This is a genomic window from Flavobacterium adhaerens, from assembly GCF_040045115.1.
Lineage (GTDB): Bacteria > Bacteroidota > Bacteroidia > Flavobacteriales > Flavobacteriaceae > Flavobacterium > Flavobacterium adhaerens.
This window is the reverse complement of record NZ_JBDLZX010000016.1, coordinates 11,628-28,913: the sequence shown is the minus strand read 5'-3', so window position 1 is coordinate 28,913 and position 17,286 is coordinate 11,628. Positions and strand designations below refer to the sequence as shown.

Annotated in this window: 10 protein-coding genes; all 10 read right to left on the bottom strand. The window is 33.4% G+C overall.

The features are described from left to right. Positions 1-45: 45 nt before the first annotated feature. Complete coding sequence (locus ABEB18_RS16365; RefSeq protein ID WP_348800412.1) at positions 46-1,311, bottom strand: DUF6161 domain-containing protein; 1,266 nt, start codon at positions 1,309-1,311, stop codon at positions 46-48. Positions 1,312-1,331: 20 nt separating this feature from the next. Further along, positions 1,332-4,376, bottom strand: a complete 3,045-nt coding sequence (locus ABEB18_RS16360; RefSeq protein ID WP_348800411.1) for a type I restriction endonuclease subunit R — start codon at positions 4,374-4,376, stop codon at positions 1,332-1,334. A gap of 6 nt (positions 4,377-4,382) precedes the next feature. Then, positions 4,383-6,365 carry a DUF262 domain-containing protein gene (locus ABEB18_RS16355; RefSeq protein WP_348800410.1) on the bottom strand — a complete coding sequence of 661 codons (1,983 nt, stop codon included), beginning with the start codon at positions 6,363-6,365 and terminating at the stop codon, positions 4,383-4,385. Then, entirely contained in the window at positions 6,358-7,752 is a 1,395-nt protein-coding gene (locus tag ABEB18_RS16350; RefSeq protein WP_348800409.1) for a DUF262 domain-containing protein, read from the bottom strand. Before ABEB18_RS16350 ends, ABEB18_RS16355 begins: the two co-directional genes overlap by 8 nt. A gap of 103 nt (positions 7,753-7,855) precedes the next feature. Further along, positions 7,856-10,171, bottom strand: coding sequence for an AAA family ATPase (locus ABEB18_RS16345; RefSeq protein WP_348800408.1), 2,316 nt, complete (start codon positions 10,169-10,171; stop codon positions 7,856-7,858). Continuing rightward, complete coding sequence (locus ABEB18_RS16340) at positions 10,161-10,862, bottom strand: ABC-three component system middle component 1 (RefSeq protein ID WP_348800407.1); 702 nt, start codon at positions 10,860-10,862, stop codon at positions 10,161-10,163. Before ABEB18_RS16340 ends, ABEB18_RS16345 begins: the two co-directional genes overlap by 11 nt. Next, complete coding sequence (locus ABEB18_RS16335; RefSeq protein WP_348800406.1) at positions 10,846-12,141, bottom strand: ABC-three component system protein; 1,296 nt, start codon at positions 12,139-12,141, stop codon at positions 10,846-10,848. Before ABEB18_RS16335 ends, ABEB18_RS16340 begins: the two co-directional genes overlap by 17 nt. A 2-nt stretch (positions 12,142-12,143) precedes the next feature. Continuing rightward, the gene (locus tag ABEB18_RS16330) at positions 12,144-13,472 is read right to left on the bottom strand and encodes a restriction endonuclease subunit S (protein WP_348800405.1); all 1,329 of its coding nucleotides are present in this window, start codon (positions 13,470-13,472) and stop codon (positions 12,144-12,146) included. A gap of 1 nt (position 13,473) precedes the next feature. Then, positions 13,474-14,460: a virulence RhuM family protein gene (locus tag ABEB18_RS16325; protein ID WP_348800404.1), complete on the bottom strand. Its 987-nt coding sequence runs from the start codon at positions 14,458-14,460 to the stop codon at positions 13,474-13,476. 2 nt (positions 14,461-14,462) lie between these two features. Then, positions 14,463-16,871, bottom strand: coding sequence for a type I restriction-modification system subunit M (locus tag ABEB18_RS16320; RefSeq protein WP_348800403.1), 2,409 nt, complete (start codon positions 16,869-16,871; stop codon positions 14,463-14,465). Positions 16,872-17,286 lie beyond the last annotated feature (415 nt).

Here is a 17,286-nt window from a genome sequence, read left to right as displayed (position 1 = left end):
TTTTGAGTTTTATAAATAATCTACATTTATTAACGTCTTCAATAATTACCTCACACTAGAAATCTTTTCAAGAAAACTGGAAGGCATCGTTGGAGATGAATCTTCTTTTAGTAAACCAGTATCTGCTCTGCTAAACAGCGATTGCAAAATTAATTGCCGTTCTTCGGCTTGAATAGTTGTGTCTTTTTTTAGAGCCAAGTAAAAGTGGGTTAATTGTTCTCTTTCTTCAGCATCTCTGGACAAATGAAATGAACTAAAAGTTAATTTGGCCAAAATTTTAATTGAAAACGCTAATAATGATACAATTGTAATAAGAATAATAGACCATTTTATGCCTTTTACCGGATCGCTGAATGCTGTTTTGAAGAAATCCGTACCTAATGACATTAACAAAGTAAACAATAAAATTGATGCAACAACAGAAACTCCAATTAACCAATTAAGATATGATCTCCCTTCTGTTTTGAGCAGTATAGCTCTGTCTTTCCAATATTTTGCGGGTGCTTCTAATCTTAGTTTTTCTCTATATAATTCTTCATTGGTTTTTATGGAATCATTTGCAGTTTTAAAAAACGTATCAAAACCATTTTGAACACCTTTAAACCACTCTTCATAGGTTTTATTTTTTTCTTCTCTTAATAATTCTATGCCTTCAAAATGAGAAGTCAAATTTTCTTTAGCGTCAGAAATATTGGCATTTAGCTGTTGTTCAGCTTCGATAATATAATTATTGTATCTCTCCCTAATATGACCTAGACTAATCTTTTCATTATTCCTTCTGTGTAGGATTTCAGATTCTGTTTGATTTCTGAATTCATATCCAAATAAAACACCCGTTAAATAATCATTGTTGCTATTGGAATTTAAATTACCTTTTATTAAGTAATCGATTGCTCCCTGAACATGGTTTGGATTTTTGTTATTTATCCTAATCAGAAAATCAGTTTCTGGGGAGTCAAATAGAAAAAGAAAATATTGATTTTGAAATTTTTGAACCGTGATTTCATACAATAATTGTTGCCATTGGCTATCAAATTGATTTTGAGTGTTTTCTTTAAAAAAATCTGTTAGCCCAATCAATTGCGATTTTAATTTTTCGAAATGTCTTTTGGAATGTACCAGATAATCTGGGATTTTTTCAAGATGATTCCAACCAACAACTTGGTCATAAATAAATTTATAAATGGATTGAATACCTTTCTGCTCAAATCTTGAATTTAAATGAGTATAGTTTAAAACCACTTGCAAGCTGTTTAGCTTGTCTTTGATTGGACTATCATTAACGAACTTTCTAAAATCTTTGACTTCCATGGTTGGGTTGGTTAATTGAATTATATATTCGCATTCGGTTGGTTCACCATGCGTTTCATAGTGTTTATAAAAGCATGTTTGAAAGACTCGTCTTTGGCAAGCATACGATACAGGTCTAATTCATTTTTACGTTGTTTAGCCATTACGTCATCGAATATTTTAAGGAATGCCAATTCTTTATTGGAAACATCGCGATTATCGGCTACTTTGGCTTTAAAATCGGGATGCGCCATCATCATTTTACTCAAAGTAACAAATTTTACGCGTTGATCCTCTGGAGTAACTTCCCAACCCTGGAACCAACGTTCATTAAAACTTTTAATGATTAAGTCTAACTCGTCTTCATTTTCATCATTGCCATGTACACCTCTTGGGTTTGGATTTTGTGGATCCAATATGGTTTCGGTATCGTCTAGGCCGATACTGGTATTTAATTTTACACGTTCTAAACCGTAGGTTGATAAATCGACCGTATCTAATAAACCGTCAATTTGGTCCATAGGGTTCGCCACAATCAATTTAGGGATTAGAAACTTTAAGAACCAATATAGCTTTTCCCAAGTAAGCATTTCAAACGGTAAAATAGCAGCCATCTGACTGTATATCTTGACGAATTGTTTGGCTTTAATTTTAAAATCGGCTTTGTCTGTATCTTCTAAATTGAGTTCGTTGTTAAAGCGTTCTGCAGCTACATCAATAATCGGGCTTAATAATTGGGCATCTACTTTATCAAAGTACTTTTGGGTAAAGTCTTCCACCTCGTACCATTCGTAAACACCAACATCGTCTAAAGTCGCCTTTAATTCGTGCAGCACATTGACATCAGTAGCTCTGCCTAGTGTAGTAGCTGTGTAAAAATCATCAAAAGCTAGTTTGATATCATCGGTAGAATTGAAAAAATCCAATACAAATAGATCTTCTGTTTTTTTTCCGTATTTATTGGCTGAACGATTTAGTCTTGATAATGCCTGAACTGCCAATACGCTTTGTAATTTTTTATCGACATACATGGCTGATAACTTGGGCTGATCAAAGCCTGTTAGGTATTTATTAGCTACTACCAGTAAACGGTAGTTGTCTTCGTCAAATTTGTCTTTGGTGTCTTTTTCCGGAAAGCCATTTAGGCCTTCTTCGGAATATTCGATGCCGTTTATTGTTTTCTTACCAGAAAAGGCAATGACCACATCGAATGGATTCCCTTTTGCTTTTAAACTCTCTTTTATCGCCAGATAATAATTAATTGCTGATTCGATACTTTGGGTGATGACCATTGCTTTGGCTTTTCCTTTCAGTAGTTTTTTATTGACTACCTGCGTCATGAAATGATCCAACATGATCTCGGCTTTGGTGGCAATGGTACGCGGATCACGCTCTACGAACGCTTTTAGCTTTTTTTGCGCTTTGGCCGTATCAAATAGCGGATTGTCTTCTATTGATTTGGTTATTTCGTAATAACTCTTGTAGGTGGTATAATTGGCCAATACATCGAGGATAAAGCCTTCTTCAATAGCCTGTTTCATCGAATACAGGTGGAAAGGTTTATAGGTCCCATCTTCTTGTTTGATTCCAAATTTTTCAAGGGTCAAATTCTTCGGTGTAGCGGTAAAAGCAAAATAGGAAGCATTGCCACGCATTTTACGGGAACGCATGGCTTCGAGAATTTTATCCTGTGCATCCTCTAATTCTTCTTCGTTATTGTTATTCCCCATAGCGCGATTCATATTATCGGCTGTGGCTCCTCCCTGACTGGAGTGGGCTTCATCGATGATCACTGCAAAGTTTTTGGCGCTTAAATCGGAAATCCCGTCAATTATAAATGGGAATTTTTGAATGGTGGTAATGATAATCTTTTTACCATTCTCTAAGGCTTCTTTCAATTCACGGGAAGAGAAAGCCGGAGCCACAATATTTTTAACTTCGGAGAAGTCTTTGATGTTGTCTCGTAATTGTTTGTCTAATATCCTTCTGTCGGTTACTACAATGACTGAATCGAATAAGGGATTGGCTACGCCTTTATTGCCCGGAATGGTATCGTTTGCCGGATAGGTTTCGATGAGCTGATAAGCCGACCAGGTAATCGAATTCGATTTTCCGGAACCGGCAGAATGCTGTATCAGATAGGTTTGACCTGTTCCATTGGTACTGGCGTGATTTACTAATTTGCGCACCACATCCATTTGGTGGTAACGTGGGAAATATAAAGTCTTTTTGTTTAAAGGTTCATTGTCTTTACCATCGAAACGCACAAAATGCTGGATGATGTTGGCAATGCTTTCGCGTGTAAAGACTTCATCCCATAGATAGGCCGTTTTATGTCCGAATGGATTGGGTGGATTTCCTTTACCGTTGTTGTTCCCTAAATTAAATGGCAGGAAAAAAGTTGAACCACCATCTAATTTGGTCGTCATATAGGCTTCGTCGGTATCCACAGCGAAATGCACAATACAACGCCCGAAATTCAATAACGGTTGATTGGTATCTCTTTTGAATTTGTATTGGTTTATCCCGTGGACTTTGGCATTTTGGCCTGTCCAATGGTTTTTTAATTCCATGGTTGCAAAAGGAATCCCGTTGATGAAGAACACCATATCGATTTCCTCTAACGGATTGGCATTGGAATAACGCAGCTGACGCGTAACCGAAAACTCGTTTTTCTCAAAATTGTCTTTAATAGCCTGACTGCTGCTTGCCAAAGGTGCCACATAGAACAAGGTAAAATGGGCATCGTCTACTTCCAAGCCTTTTTTAAGTAAGCGCAGTACCCCATATTTTTTAATTAAGCGGTCGAAACGCTCCAGGATTTTTAATTTCCAATCCGATTGCTTTTGCAGTTTAGCCAACTCGTCTGCTTGGGTGCTTTGTAGAAAATGCCAGAAACGTTCTTCATCCAAGGCGTATTTTGCATTGAAATCGGAAGGATAACCTATATAATAGCCTTTACCCGAACGGTAGCCTTCTCTACGTTCGTTAAGGTTCCCTTCATGTTTGAGGTCTTCTAAAGAAGTTCCTGTTAGGATTTTTTCTATGGCTGCTTCTAAGGCTTGTTCGTTGGTTTGGCTAGGCATGGTTGGTTAGTTTAATTGCTTTTTTAACAATTCGATAATTTCAGTTTCATGGGTTTCAATATCACTAGAACCCCATGAGGCATCTGGATATTTGTTAAACATAATATATTGCTTTACGCTATCAGCGACTGTACCATCTCTGTAATGTTCTTTTTTTGCTTTAGGCATATAATTGTTCATTGCTGAGTTTTTACTATGACTAATCAATGTTAAATTGCCAATAGAATGTAAATGTTCTTCTTTTAATTTCCCAAAACCTTCTTTTGGATTTTGAGGGTAATAATGTTCGACAGAACTTCTAAATGTAAATTCGAATTTACTAACAAATGATTTTATTCCTTTTATCTCTGAAAACCCTTCATTCAAAATCTCTTTAATCAAAAGATAATCAATATAATTAAAAACTAAATTATTCTCCACTTTCGAATACCTCAATTTACTCCAATTTATAGTTTTATTATCTAATGTAGCATTGTATTCTGTATCATAAATAATATTGAAGTAATCACTTTGATTGTCAGCCAAAAACCTATTAAAAATTAATTGTGTTGCAAAATTTTCTAAATAAGCGATATAGGAACGCGAATCAATACCAGTTATAGAATAATTAGTATGTAAATATTTTAGTGTTGCATTTAACCAATGCTTATACATCATATTGGGAGCTACCGTATGAAACATACTCAATAGCCATATTAAAGTCCTGTTGTCTCCTTCGTTTTCTTCAGTACCGAAAGTACCAATGTAGCTTTGCGACTTATCATTGTAAAAATGTAACTTTTTTAAGCTCCAACTTTCTGAGTTGTTTATAAACTCTCTTTTTATCACATAGTTATCCAAAAGAAATTTCGTCTTTAATACACAAAAAATGTACTCCTTAACGAATTGTATTTGTTCGTCAACACGCAGTTTTTTTAAGAAATCAAAATTACTAATAAGCTTTTTGTCGTCTAGCTTGAATTCATTATCCTCCTTTAAAATCAATAAGCAGTGTAATAAAAAGTTCTGAAAATTAATTACTGAATTAAATCTTTCGGGTGTTTCAGAAGTATTATCAACTACAATATTTGCATATTTTGGATTCCCAATAATTGATTTTATTGAGACATCTTCAATCGTAACGGACTCTTTATTTTCAGGTCTTTTATATTTGACAATGAGATCATCAAATTCATTTAGTAGAAATTCATTCCAAGTGTTTCCAAAAAAAGAACTTCTTTGGTCTTTATGGAAAGCATATTGAATGTAACGCTCCATTTGAGAGCATCCGTCCCAAATAGTAGTAAAAAGGGTTTTGGCAGTTTCTTTTTCCGTTGGATCCTCAATCTTTTCAAGATAGCTTAACAGCTGTGACTTTAAGACTTCATGTTTCTCCAATTGTTCACCACGATTATTCATTATTTCAAAATAATGATTCAAATCGGTTTCCTTCGGTACTTCAACTCTTAGGATGACAACATAATTATTCAAAAATTTTACAAAGTTTAATAAATCATCGTTGGATTGGTTGTCATGGATATTAAACAAGGACTTAAGTTCCTTTTCAATTATTTTATAGGCATCTTCAATAGCCGTGTTATACTTTGCATAATTTTCAAACTTACCCTTGAAAGCAAAATCTAAAGCATTACTAGAAGTAATTCTGTTTTCGAATTCTAAAATTGTTTTCTTAAAGTTTGGAATTTTATCTCCCAAACCAAAAACATTTTTTAACACAGCATACAAAATATTCAGAGTTGTTAAACGTTGTTGCCCATCAATAGTTTCATAATATGCTTGAGCGTCTCTTTCTCTTTTGTAAACGACAAGTGTTCCAATGTAATAATTTTGTTTGTTTTCGGCTATAGCAAAATCATTCACATCATTGATAAGCTGCACAATTTGTCCCTCTTTCCATGCGTAATTTCGTTGGTAAATAGGGATACTGTATTCACCCGATTTAAAAATTTCATCTAAGGAAAAAGGAATGATTTCTTCGGAATTACGCATTTTTTTGGATAAAGTTAAATTCTACAAATAGTTCAATAATTTTTTGAGTCTTCGATTCCCAAGGCTGTTGCGTAACCTGTAAATTCTCTCTCAAAACCTGTTGGGGAGTAAACGAGTCTTTAATTTTTTTGAACATATTATTCGCCAACACATAGTTGTCTACTGATGAAAACTGTAAACTTTGATATGATAATCTCAAATTAAACGCCCAGATAAAGAAGTATTGAATCGCAGTATTGATATCATTCTCTCCAAATTTATCTACGTAATAAATTAGGATGGTATCAAACAGAAGACGTGTATAGGAATCACCGGTTCTGCCTAATCCCTCGTAATTATCAATAGTGTCAAGAATTTTACGGCTTTGTGGATTCAGTATTGGATTATCTTTAATACTCTTCACCATTGTATTAAAGACCTCATAGTAATGATGAATCATTTCAAAAAAACGACGTCCATTAATAATGGTTTGATCTAATTGAAAAGGAAATTGATAAAAGGTTTGGTCAATTTTTCTGTGAAAGCTATTGTTGTAATCATCGACAAAATGGTGCAATATGCGTAGCGATTTTGAATATGGAAATTGATTCAATTCGTGAATATTAATACCCTTAAATAAATAGATTTCATTTTTGGTAAAATCACGAGCCGATTCGGCACTTGACCATCCCTTAATTCTATACAGATATTGTGCAAACAAATGGGCTAACTCATCGTCATTGGCATTTTCCCATTGGTTTACAATTTGGAGTTTTATTTTATTTTCTAACTCATCAAATTCTCTAAGGTGATAGGCTTTTAATAAATCATGTGGATCCAAGTCCTTTCCTCTCGAATTTTGAGAGTCGAAAAACTGAAAAGCTTCGGAAATATCCGTTAATCTGAATTCGATAAACTGACATTTATTCAACAAAAAACTCACCAAATGGTCATCAAAATCTGAAACCAATCGTACGATATGTTGGTAATTGTGAAATACATTTTGCTGACTAACCGGGTGATCAAAATGAAAGGTTACCAGTTGTTTTTCTAGTTCTAAAAGTTCCTGTTTTATTTCATTTTTTTTATCTAGTACCTTGTACTTTTCAATAAGTGCTAATACAATTAAAAGTATGGTGATACTGCGTTGTTGCCCATCAACAATGTTGTATTCCGGTTTATCTTCCTCTTTATGAATAACCACTGTACCAAACCTATATAGTGGTTTGGTTTTAAACGCTTTTATATCATTGACAAGCTGGCTAACATTTACATGATTCCACTTGTAAGGACGCTGATAAATAGGAATTGTTAAGTTTTCATTACTTAAAAATTCTTTGACACTTACAATTCTTGAAAATACATTCTCGTTAATTCTATTCGCTTTTTGTTCTAAAGCTACTTCCATATGTATTTAGGTTACATTTTACATCGGTTAAAAAACTTTTACACTCCAGCAATTACCAAATCAATCAAAACCAACAAAATTTGTTTCTATACTCAATTATGTTCTATTCAACTGTAGAAATTTCCCTTACATTAATTCTTTTTTGAGATAAACCGTATTTTTTAAATTTATATCTCATAAAAGTTGACATCATATCTTCGTGAGTTGACATGAAAATCTGATGTTCTGAAAATTCGTTCCTCAAAAGTTCAATAAACCCTACAATGTTAATTTCGTCCATTGTTTGCACTGGATCATCAATAAATAATATTTTATTTTTCGAATATTTTTTGTTTAATGCTAAAGTAAATGAAATGATTAAAGCTGATAATTGACCGGAGCTCATAGAGAAGACAGCATCATAACTTTTAGATGGATCAGTTTGGAACTTAAGCCCATTTTTGTTCGAAATAAAAAGTCCTAAACCACCCTGAAAATCCTGAACTATTCGACCAGAATAGATGTGAAACAAAATTTCAATATCATCGATAAGTTTTTGATTGTACTTCTTTAATGAGTTTCTATATATATCAATAAGTTTTTTGAGATCATCTGTCTTTTCCTTTGCCTTCTTATATTGGTCCTCAAGCAAAAGAAATTCGATTGATTTATCTCGATAAGTGCTACTTTGAAAAAGAGAATGTTGCCAATTAATATAATTGATTTTGTTCTGAATCTGTTCAAGGTTAAAATCATTTAAATTTAATTGATGTAATGCGAAAAATTGAGCATGGATATCATTAAAAAAAGGTTTCAAAGCATTGTTATCAACTTTTCTTTTTTTACCTGTAAGTTCTGTAATTAATTCTTGCGTCCTAAGAATGCAATCTATTTTGGGCTCAGTATTTAGATAATTATTTAAATCTATCCCAAAAGAATCTATTTTTAATTTAAGAGAATTAAGTAACTGATCATTCTGCGAATTTAGATTATCAATAAAATCAATATCAATATTGAATTCATGTGTATGTACCACAATTGATTGGTTAACTACAAAAAGATATTTGTCTTTGAATTTTTCTATTTTCGTAGCTAAATTATGTGAAGAGGTATCTATTAACGAATTAATTTTTTCTGTTTGTTTTTCAATATTTTTATGAAGAAATTCGACTTCTTCCCAGTTATACCCACAGAGTACACATTCTCCAATAGATTCTGTTACTTTATGAAATTCTGAAAATTTTGTAACTAATGAATTCCTTGATGTAACTAGATTAGTATTGATATTTGATAATTCAGAAAGCTCTTTTGAACTTATTTCTAGCAATTCTAACTCTGAATTAAAATTTTCAAAAAAAATTGGATTAGTTGTTAAAGGAAATAACTTTTCAGGATTCAATAATATATCACCCGATTTAATTATATCAATATTTAAATTTTCCACAAATGACTGAAACTTTCTTTGTGAGTCCTGTAGTTCTTTTTCTTTATTAAACTCATCTTTTTTATCTAAAAAAAACAAGTAACGTAAAAGATTTTCCAAAGATGAATGTTGTTCTACCAATTTATCTATATCTAGATTGTACTTATAATCTAAAAAAGATTCTTTGTGGGCTACTAAATCCTTTATTTTAGTTAGTACTCCATCTTCATCTAATAAATCTGAATATCTATTTGTAGCAAATGATAATTCTTTTCTATCCCAATCATATTCCTGACTTTCAAATAGCTTAGTATATTGTACTTCTTCTTTTGAAGCCAATTGATTTTTTAAAGTTTCTAATTCTACCTTTTTAAAATCTAAATTATCTTTTGAGGGTTTATCGCATAACTTTAATAATTTGTCTTTGATTTCAGTCAGCTTCTTTATTCTATACTCAAATCTTTCGGTATTGAATAAATGCGCAATATTATTTTCTTTGTCTTTATCTTTATTTTTTAATAAATATATACTATCCTCTTGTTCAACGTAATTTAAGAATTCAAAATTTTCTTTATAATTTTTGCCTAAAAGTGCTTCAAGATATACAACTTCATTGGATACAAGTTCTCCTTTTTGATCATTGAAATTCAATTTTTCATACAATTGATATGATTCAAAAGTATGCGAATTAGGTAATGAAGTACCTATCGCTCTTCTTTCAAGAATTCTTGTTTCGTTTCTTACTTCAATTTCAGCACTAATGACAATATCCTCACCATTACCGTACAAATTATAAAATGGATTTTCAGTGAATTTTTGAGAACCTTTAATTACAGTATTTCCTAATTTTAAATATCTTCTAATTTGACCTGTTAATAACAATTCTATGGCATCAAAAAGAGTGGTCTTTCCAAAGCCATTTGGACCATCTAACATGATAAGATTAGGTGTTTCAAACGAAAAAACAACTTTATGGAAGACTTTAAAATTATGTATTTGTAGCTTTTTAATTTTCATTTTCTTGACTTTTTGTTAGTTTTTGTAACATGTCCTCAGAACTTAAATCAGTAAAATCTTCATCTGATAAATCTAAAAAGGCTTCCTCTATTAATGTATCAAGCTCTGAAAATCCTTTGCTTACAATTTTAGCTTTGTTTGTGTCAAATAAAGATTGAAGTCCGTTGTCTTGCTGAACTTTTATGTCGACAAAAGGTAGTTTGTGGGAAATTCTATACACCAATGATTGCCATATAAATAGTTTTGGATCTTCTTTGTATTTTGAAAAACATTCCGAATTCACTATTTGACCTTCTATAAATTTAAGGGGAGATAATCCATTACTTCTAATCTCTTCTTGAATAGCACTTAATTCATTTTCAGAATAGTACAAAACAAATTTCTTAAATTGAAATGGGTCTTCTTCAATTTGTAGAATTTTGTCTTTTAGATTTTTTAAATCGACATCCTCTTCAACTTTTGATAATATAATTAATGAAGAATTTTTATCTAGTTCTCCAGTGTTTAAACTTTTTTTGCATTCATCAAAAAAATCGTTTTGATTATTTAAAATATTAAAATCATTATTCTCGACGACTAGCCAATATGAAATTTTACCACTTTCTGGAGGGTACGTGAATAGATTTCCAATTGATAATTCATATTGGATAAAATTCTTTTCTTGAAAAATTGAATTAATTATTGTCTTCATTTAAAATAGTTATTGCATTGCCTAAAGAAATTAATGAAACTTTGCCCCAAGAAGTAATTCTAGTATGATTTTTATCAATTATTTCTTGATCTTCTTCTATATTTATGATTTTATTTGTCTCCATTTCTAAGGAAGTAACATCAATACTAGCGGTAATTAATCTGTGACTATTGAATGGAATGTCTAAGTCATTATCCGTTATGTTTTTTAATATTCTTTTGCAAACTTTATTTTTTGTAGCCTCTCCATCAATTATTGATGTAGAATAATAACGTTTATCATCATTGCATATCCATCCAAATTCTCCACTATTTGAGTTGTCACTTTCTCTTAAACTTTGTAAACATGTTAAAAAAGCATCTTTAAATTCATTTTCCTGGATATTATGGTCTTTATATTCAGTTATATTATCTAATTTAAATTCCCTGTGAGGTATAATACTTTTTATAAACTGAATAATCTCTAGGTCAGTCAAAGCATTAATTTTAATTAAATAGTTATCCAGTTTTTGTTTTACTTCTTCTAATACTTCTTCATCGTCTTCAAGTTCCAAGCAAAATTCTTGAAAGTATCTATTTATATCAGCTTTAGTTAAACAAAGAAAATAATTTTCGTCATTTAGCTTATTATTCAGATTCGCTTCTAAAATTTCAATAAAGTTGGTAAAAGGGATAACGAAATGATATGCTCCTTCATTTATTGATAATCCGTTCCTACGATGATTGCAAGCATGAACAGCAATTACCTGACTTAAAATGATATCCTCTAGGCAATTTCTAACAATAATTCTGTAGTTTGGATTGTTTAAATGATTAAAATTATTATTTACAAAATAGCTAGAAATTAGTCCTTCAATACTTCGATCTATAGAATCTAAAGAGCAAAACGAATTACCATCTAGATATCCGTAAACGTTAATAGTCGGATGTAGTGATTCTATATCAGCCTTGCTTTTTTGATTTGCAGTTGCTAAATGAAAATAAGCTTCATTACAGGGAAAATCCGCGATCCTCTTTTCTAATTTTTCAAATGCCTCTTTGTAATCGTTGTAACGATTACTTTTCATCGCTTTTACCTGATGAAGTGTTATTGGTTTAATATCAAAATCAACAATTGCAAAGTCTTCTAATGAATCTAATTGTAATTGATAATTAGGAGCGTTAACATCTTCGATTAAAAGTCTTAAGACGTGATATAAAGCCACTTTCCCTTGATATATAAAACCACTCCAGCTGTCAGCAGCTGAATGAATATCGTTTGGATCTATTAACTGTGTCATATTTAACAAACCCTCACTTTCCCCGTTACCACCGCATCAATCAAACTCATTTTATACTCTTTTAATTTCTCTATTTCCTGCTCTTTGATGGAAACTGCTTGGTCGACTTTTGAGGATTGGGCTTCAATATATTCTACAATCATTTTTTGTTCATCAATTGGTAATATTAAAACACTAAAATTATTGATATCCGACTGGAATAAATGAGGAACTCCCATACCGTCTTTTTTTAATTCAATTAAATTTTGCATTGTTGTACTTTTCAAAAAATAATTTAAATAAAATGGATCCAAAATATTTTTATCTCCAATTTTCAAAACTGCTATCGATGAATTCACAGTACATTTTGAGGGAAGATATTTTACGATATTACTAATACCTAAAGTGGAACCATCTTTTACAAGTAGGACATCACCTAATTCAAGCATTATTTCAGGCGATTCTTCATATCTAAATTTTGTTATGTGGTATGCTTTTTGAAAATCAATATCAACATGTTTTATATTCGGGGTAGATAAAAACTTAAACTCACTTTCGTCTACATATTCATGTGCTTTTAATCCTTTCCAACCCAATCTAGCCTTAGTTCTAATTATATATTTAAATTTAATTGTTTCCCAATGCTCCGGAATCTCACCAATCCATTCCACACCCGAGTCTTTGAGTTTTGCTCTCGACTCCGCTCGAGCTGACAAAGGAGCGGGAACTCCTTTGGTTACGGCTTGCTGAATGATGATTTGCTTGCGCTCTTTGAGTAAGGCAATTTGTTGCTCTTTGATGGCAATGGCCTGATCGAGTTTTGCGGTTTTGTAATCTAAAAAAGCAGCAATGGCGGTTTGTTCTTTTGCTGTTGGAATACCTATTTTAATGTTCTTCATTTCATCATATCTAGTTGTCCATAAGTCGGCAACTATACCATGACCAATTCTATAATTCTCTTCAACAAAAGCCGTGCTTTTTAGTAAATAATTACAAAAAACAGGATTGATATTTAAAGGCTTCATTACAATATTAATCAATGAAACCGAACCGTCTTCATAAGCTATTCCACTAGAACCTTTTCTGTCTGACCTACTGTTGATAACAAAATCACCTTTTTTTACCAATTTTCTGTTATCACCATCATTAGATTTAGCTGCATTTTCTAATTGAGGTAAAATTCCATTTTTAGTTACAGATAATGGAGCATAATCTTTATCAGATACTTTTGTTTTTCTTTCAATAAAATATGACCCCAAACGAGTCAATTCCCAATGCTCCGGTATTTGTCCCAACCATTCTACACCCGAATCTTTATAGCCTTCGTAGCTGTTTTTTATTGCTGCTATCATACTATTTTTTCTTTGGGTTGAGTTGTTTTTGGGTTTGGTCTAAATGCTTTATAAAATCTTTTTCGGCCTTTGACAAGTCGTTTTTAATACTTTCTTTATACGCCAAGTAGGCCGAATGTGCTTTTTCGAGCGCTTGTGTATGGCTTACGGTACCGGCATGGGTTAAAATGTTGTTTCCTGTCATTTGTAAAAAATCATCGGCACGTTGCAACCAGTCTTTCATGTACATGGGTTTGCGGTTTAAGGCTTGCAATTCGGCCACTTCTAAATAGGCGGTTACCATTCGGTTCAAAACGTTCAACTCGTTTTCATTCAAATAGTTTTTGGCTACGGCTACTTCTTGTTTGGTAGGCTGTTCGCCTTTAAAATTAGTTAAGCCCAAAAAAGGTTTAGCACTATCAATACGGCTGTAAATTACTTCGGCAGCGGTTTGCCCATGGGCCGCCCAATGCATTTTGTTTTGTATGGTTTTAAAAAACTGCAGCGAACTTTCGGCTTTCGGATCATAATCGATACTGGTGGCATAAATATCCAAGACTTTGCGCCAAAATACTTTTTCGGACGAACGGATGTCGCGAATGCGAGCGAGTAATTCTTCAAAATAATTACCGCCTCCGACTTCTTTCAGCATTTCGTCGTTCATGGTAAAACCTTTTACGATGTATTCGCGTAAGCGTTGGGTAGCCCACATACGAAATTGCGTACCTCTGAGTGATTTCACACGATATCCTACCGATATGATGACATCGAGGTTGTAAAACTTTACAGGTCGGTCTGAACCACTAATGTGCAAAATTTGCACATTGCTTTTTTCGTCTAATTCGCCTTCTTGAAACACATTGCGAATATGTTTGGTAATCACGCTTCTTTCCCGTTGAAAAAGTTCACTCATTTGCTCTTGTGTTAACCAAACGGTTTCGTTTTCTAAACGGGTTTGAATTTTAGTGCTTCCGTCTTCGGTTTGGTATATTAAAATTTCCGACGCCATGCCTAAAAGTTTAAGATTTCGTGAATGAGACCATCGCTTTGTTTTTCTAGTTCTAAAATATCGGCTGTTACTTCGTCTAACGAGCGTAAGGCTTTGTGCTGATAGAAATATTTATTGAACGAGATTTCGTAGCCAATTTTGGTAGCCTCCAAATTGATCCAAGCTTCGGCTACGTGGGGTTGTACTTCTTTTAGGAAATAGTCGTATATATTCTCTTTTAACGGTACGTTTTCGGTATCACGCAAATCGCTGTCGGTTTCGTAGGTTAGGTATTCGTCTTTTTTAAGTGACACTTCGCCTCTCGACTCCGCTCGAGGTGACATGCTCGAGGTGACACCTAAGATATCTTTAGAATAATAACCATAATTCGGTAGGTCTTCTACTGAACAATCCAATTGGTGTAGCAATTGGTCGAGTTTTTCGCCTGATAGTTTTACGGTGCCTTTGATCACTTTTTCGGCCATTTCGTCGTACCAGCTTACCGCATTGAGAATTTGGTTCTTTTCGGTCGCGCTCAGTTTTACTTTTTCGGCTTTTAAGACTTCATCCACTTTTGTTTTGAAGATATTAAAGTCGTTGTATTCTTGGTCGCCTATTGTATTGAGTAACAAAGTAGCGGTTTCTAATATTGCCAATTGTTTGGTCCAGGTTTCTTTTTTCAAAAGGGTTTCTTCCTGTTTTTTGTTCAGATCAAAACCTTCTTTTTCAGCCCAGTCTAGGATTTCTTTTTTGTAAGGTTTTAAATCTTCATAGACCTTTTCTCCATAGTTGGTGTAAACTTGCTGCATAACGTCTTTTAAGCCTTTATCGAAACGCAAATCGGCAATACGTTCTGCGGTAAACTGTGCTTTTAAACGTTTCGGGCGTTCGATAGTTACTTTGTAATAGCCAAAATCGGCATTATCAAATACTTTGGAAGCGATACCGTCTTCAGCAGTTCTTTCCACCGTTTCTAAGTCGGTATAGTTTTTTACGATCTCCGTAATATGTTCTGGGGAGAACTCACAGTTTTTGTTTCCTAAGTTCTTGCGCAGTTTACGGTACATTTGTCCGGCATCAATCAGCTGCACTTTTCCTTTGCGGTTGGCAGCCTTATTGTTGGATAAAATCCAGATGTAAGTGGTAATCCCAGTATTGTAAAACAGGTTGTTCGGTAATTGTACAATGGCTTCCAACCAGTCGTTTTCGATGATGTAACGGCGGATGTTGCTTTCGCCTCCTCCGGCGTCACCTGTAAACAAAGAACTTCCGTTATGCACCGAAGCGATACGCGACCCAAGGTTGCTTTGTGAAAGGGGTTTCATTTTGTTGACCATTTCCATCATAAACAGCAACTGTCCATCAGAAGAACGAGGAATCGCATCGGCATCTTCTTCAATTCCCCAATAATTTTTTAAACGAATTTGGAAACGGCTGTCGATAACCTCTTTTCCGTCTTTGATGTATTTTTGCTCACTCGCCCAGGATTTTCCGTAAGGCGGATTTGACAGCATAAAGTCAAAATATTGTCCTGCAAATTCATCGGTAGATAAGGTAGAACCTACACGGATGTTTTCGGGATTGTTCCCTTTGATCATCATATCCGATTTACAGATGGCGTAGGTTTCGTCGTTGATTTCCTTTCCGAACAAATACACATCGGAATTCACGGCTTTGATTTCGCCTTCGGGATCTACGATAAAGTTTTGTGACTCGGTTAACATCCCCCCACTACCACAAGCCGGGTCGTAGATGGTCATTACCGGTGGTAAATTGTTTTTAATCGGGTCGAAAACAATGTGGGTCATCAAGTCGATTACCTCACGAGGGGTAAAGTGCTCTCCGGCTTCTTCGTTGTTTTCTTCGTTGAACTTACGAATCAATTCTTCAAAAACGTAGCCCATTCCTAAGTTGGTTAGTGCCGGCAGTTTTTTACCGCTAGAGTCTACTTTTTCAAAAGGTGTTAGATTGATATCCGGGGAAGTAAATTTGCCCAAGACATCATACAACACATCTTTAGTTGCCATGTGTCGGATTTGCGACTTCAGATTGAATTTCTCAATAATTTCTTTTACGTTGAAACTAAATCCGTTCAGGTAGTCTTCGAAATTGGCCAATAACAACTGTTGGCTATTAGTCGCGGTATTGTGAAGGCGCTGTAAGGTCCACTCGCTGGTATTGTAAAACACATATCCGGTTACATCGGTAAAGCCTTTGTCGTCCCACTCGGTAAATCCTGCTTCATCGCGTTGAAAGGCTAATTCTTCTAATACGGCTTCTTTTGTTGGTTCTAATAGGGCGTCTAAACGGCGTAATACTACCATGGGTAAAATTACGTCGCGGTATTTCCCACGAACGTAAACGTCGCGCAAACAGTCGTCTGCTATTGACCAAATGAAAGAAACTAATTTATTGTGTACGGTATGATCCATTTAATATTTAAGAGTTGAAATTATGCTAATTATATTATTGCTTGAACAAGAAAATATGTTTTAAAATTCCTGAATACTATTTTATTTAGAAGAAAATCATGCCTAGTTAAGAGAAATTTATTTTGATTCCCATATTATTTTCATAATTTTTTTGATACAATAGCTTCTTGAATTTATACTGTTTAATAATTATTGAACACTAATGTTTTTTTGAATTAATTTTAATGTTAATAATTGCTAAAAGTATCGAATATTTATGGAAGAGGAAAACGGAAAACCATAAAAACAATGAAATTCCTTATAATTTAATTTGATTTGATGCAATTTGAGATTTACGAATTGATTTTGAAATCATTAACTATTTTTTTAGGCAATTTAATTTCGAACTATATATCTATAAATAAACAAGGAATTA

Excerpts from the sequence above, each read along its gene's own strand:
- ABEB18_RS16365 (WP_348800412.1), bottom strand. The coding sequence starts at position 1,311 with ATGGAAGTCAAAGATTTTAGAAAGTTCGTTAATGATAGTCCAATCAAA.
- ABEB18_RS16360 (WP_348800411.1), bottom strand. The coding sequence starts at position 4,376 with ATGCCTAGCCAAACCAACGAACAAGCCTTAGAAGCAGCCATAGAAAAA.
- ABEB18_RS16355 (WP_348800410.1), bottom strand. The coding sequence starts at position 6,365 with ATGCGTAATTCCGAAGAAATCATTCCTTTTTCCTTAGATGAAATTTTT.
- ABEB18_RS16350 (WP_348800409.1), bottom strand. The coding sequence starts at position 7,752 with ATGGAAGTAGCTTTAGAACAAAAAGCGAATAGAATTAACGAGAATGTA.
- ABEB18_RS16345 (WP_348800408.1), bottom strand. The coding sequence starts at position 10,171 with ATGAAAATTAAAAAGCTACAAATACATAATTTTAAAGTCTTCCATAAA.
- ABEB18_RS16340 (WP_348800407.1), bottom strand. The coding sequence starts at position 10,862 with ATGAAGACAATAATTAATTCAATTTTTCAAGAAAAGAATTTTATCCAA.
- ABEB18_RS16335 (WP_348800406.1), bottom strand. The coding sequence starts at position 12,141 with ATGACACAGTTAATAGATCCAAACGATATTCATTCAGCTGCTGACAGC.
- ABEB18_RS16330 (WP_348800405.1), bottom strand. The coding sequence starts at position 13,472 with ATGATAGCAGCAATAAAAAACAGCTACGAAGGCTATAAAGATTCGGGT.
- ABEB18_RS16325 (WP_348800404.1), bottom strand. The coding sequence starts at position 14,460 with ATGGCGTCGGAAATTTTAATATACCAAACCGAAGACGGAAGCACTAAA.
- ABEB18_RS16320 (WP_348800403.1), bottom strand. The coding sequence starts at position 16,871 with ATGGATCATACCGTACACAATAAATTAGTTTCTTTCATTTGGTCAATA.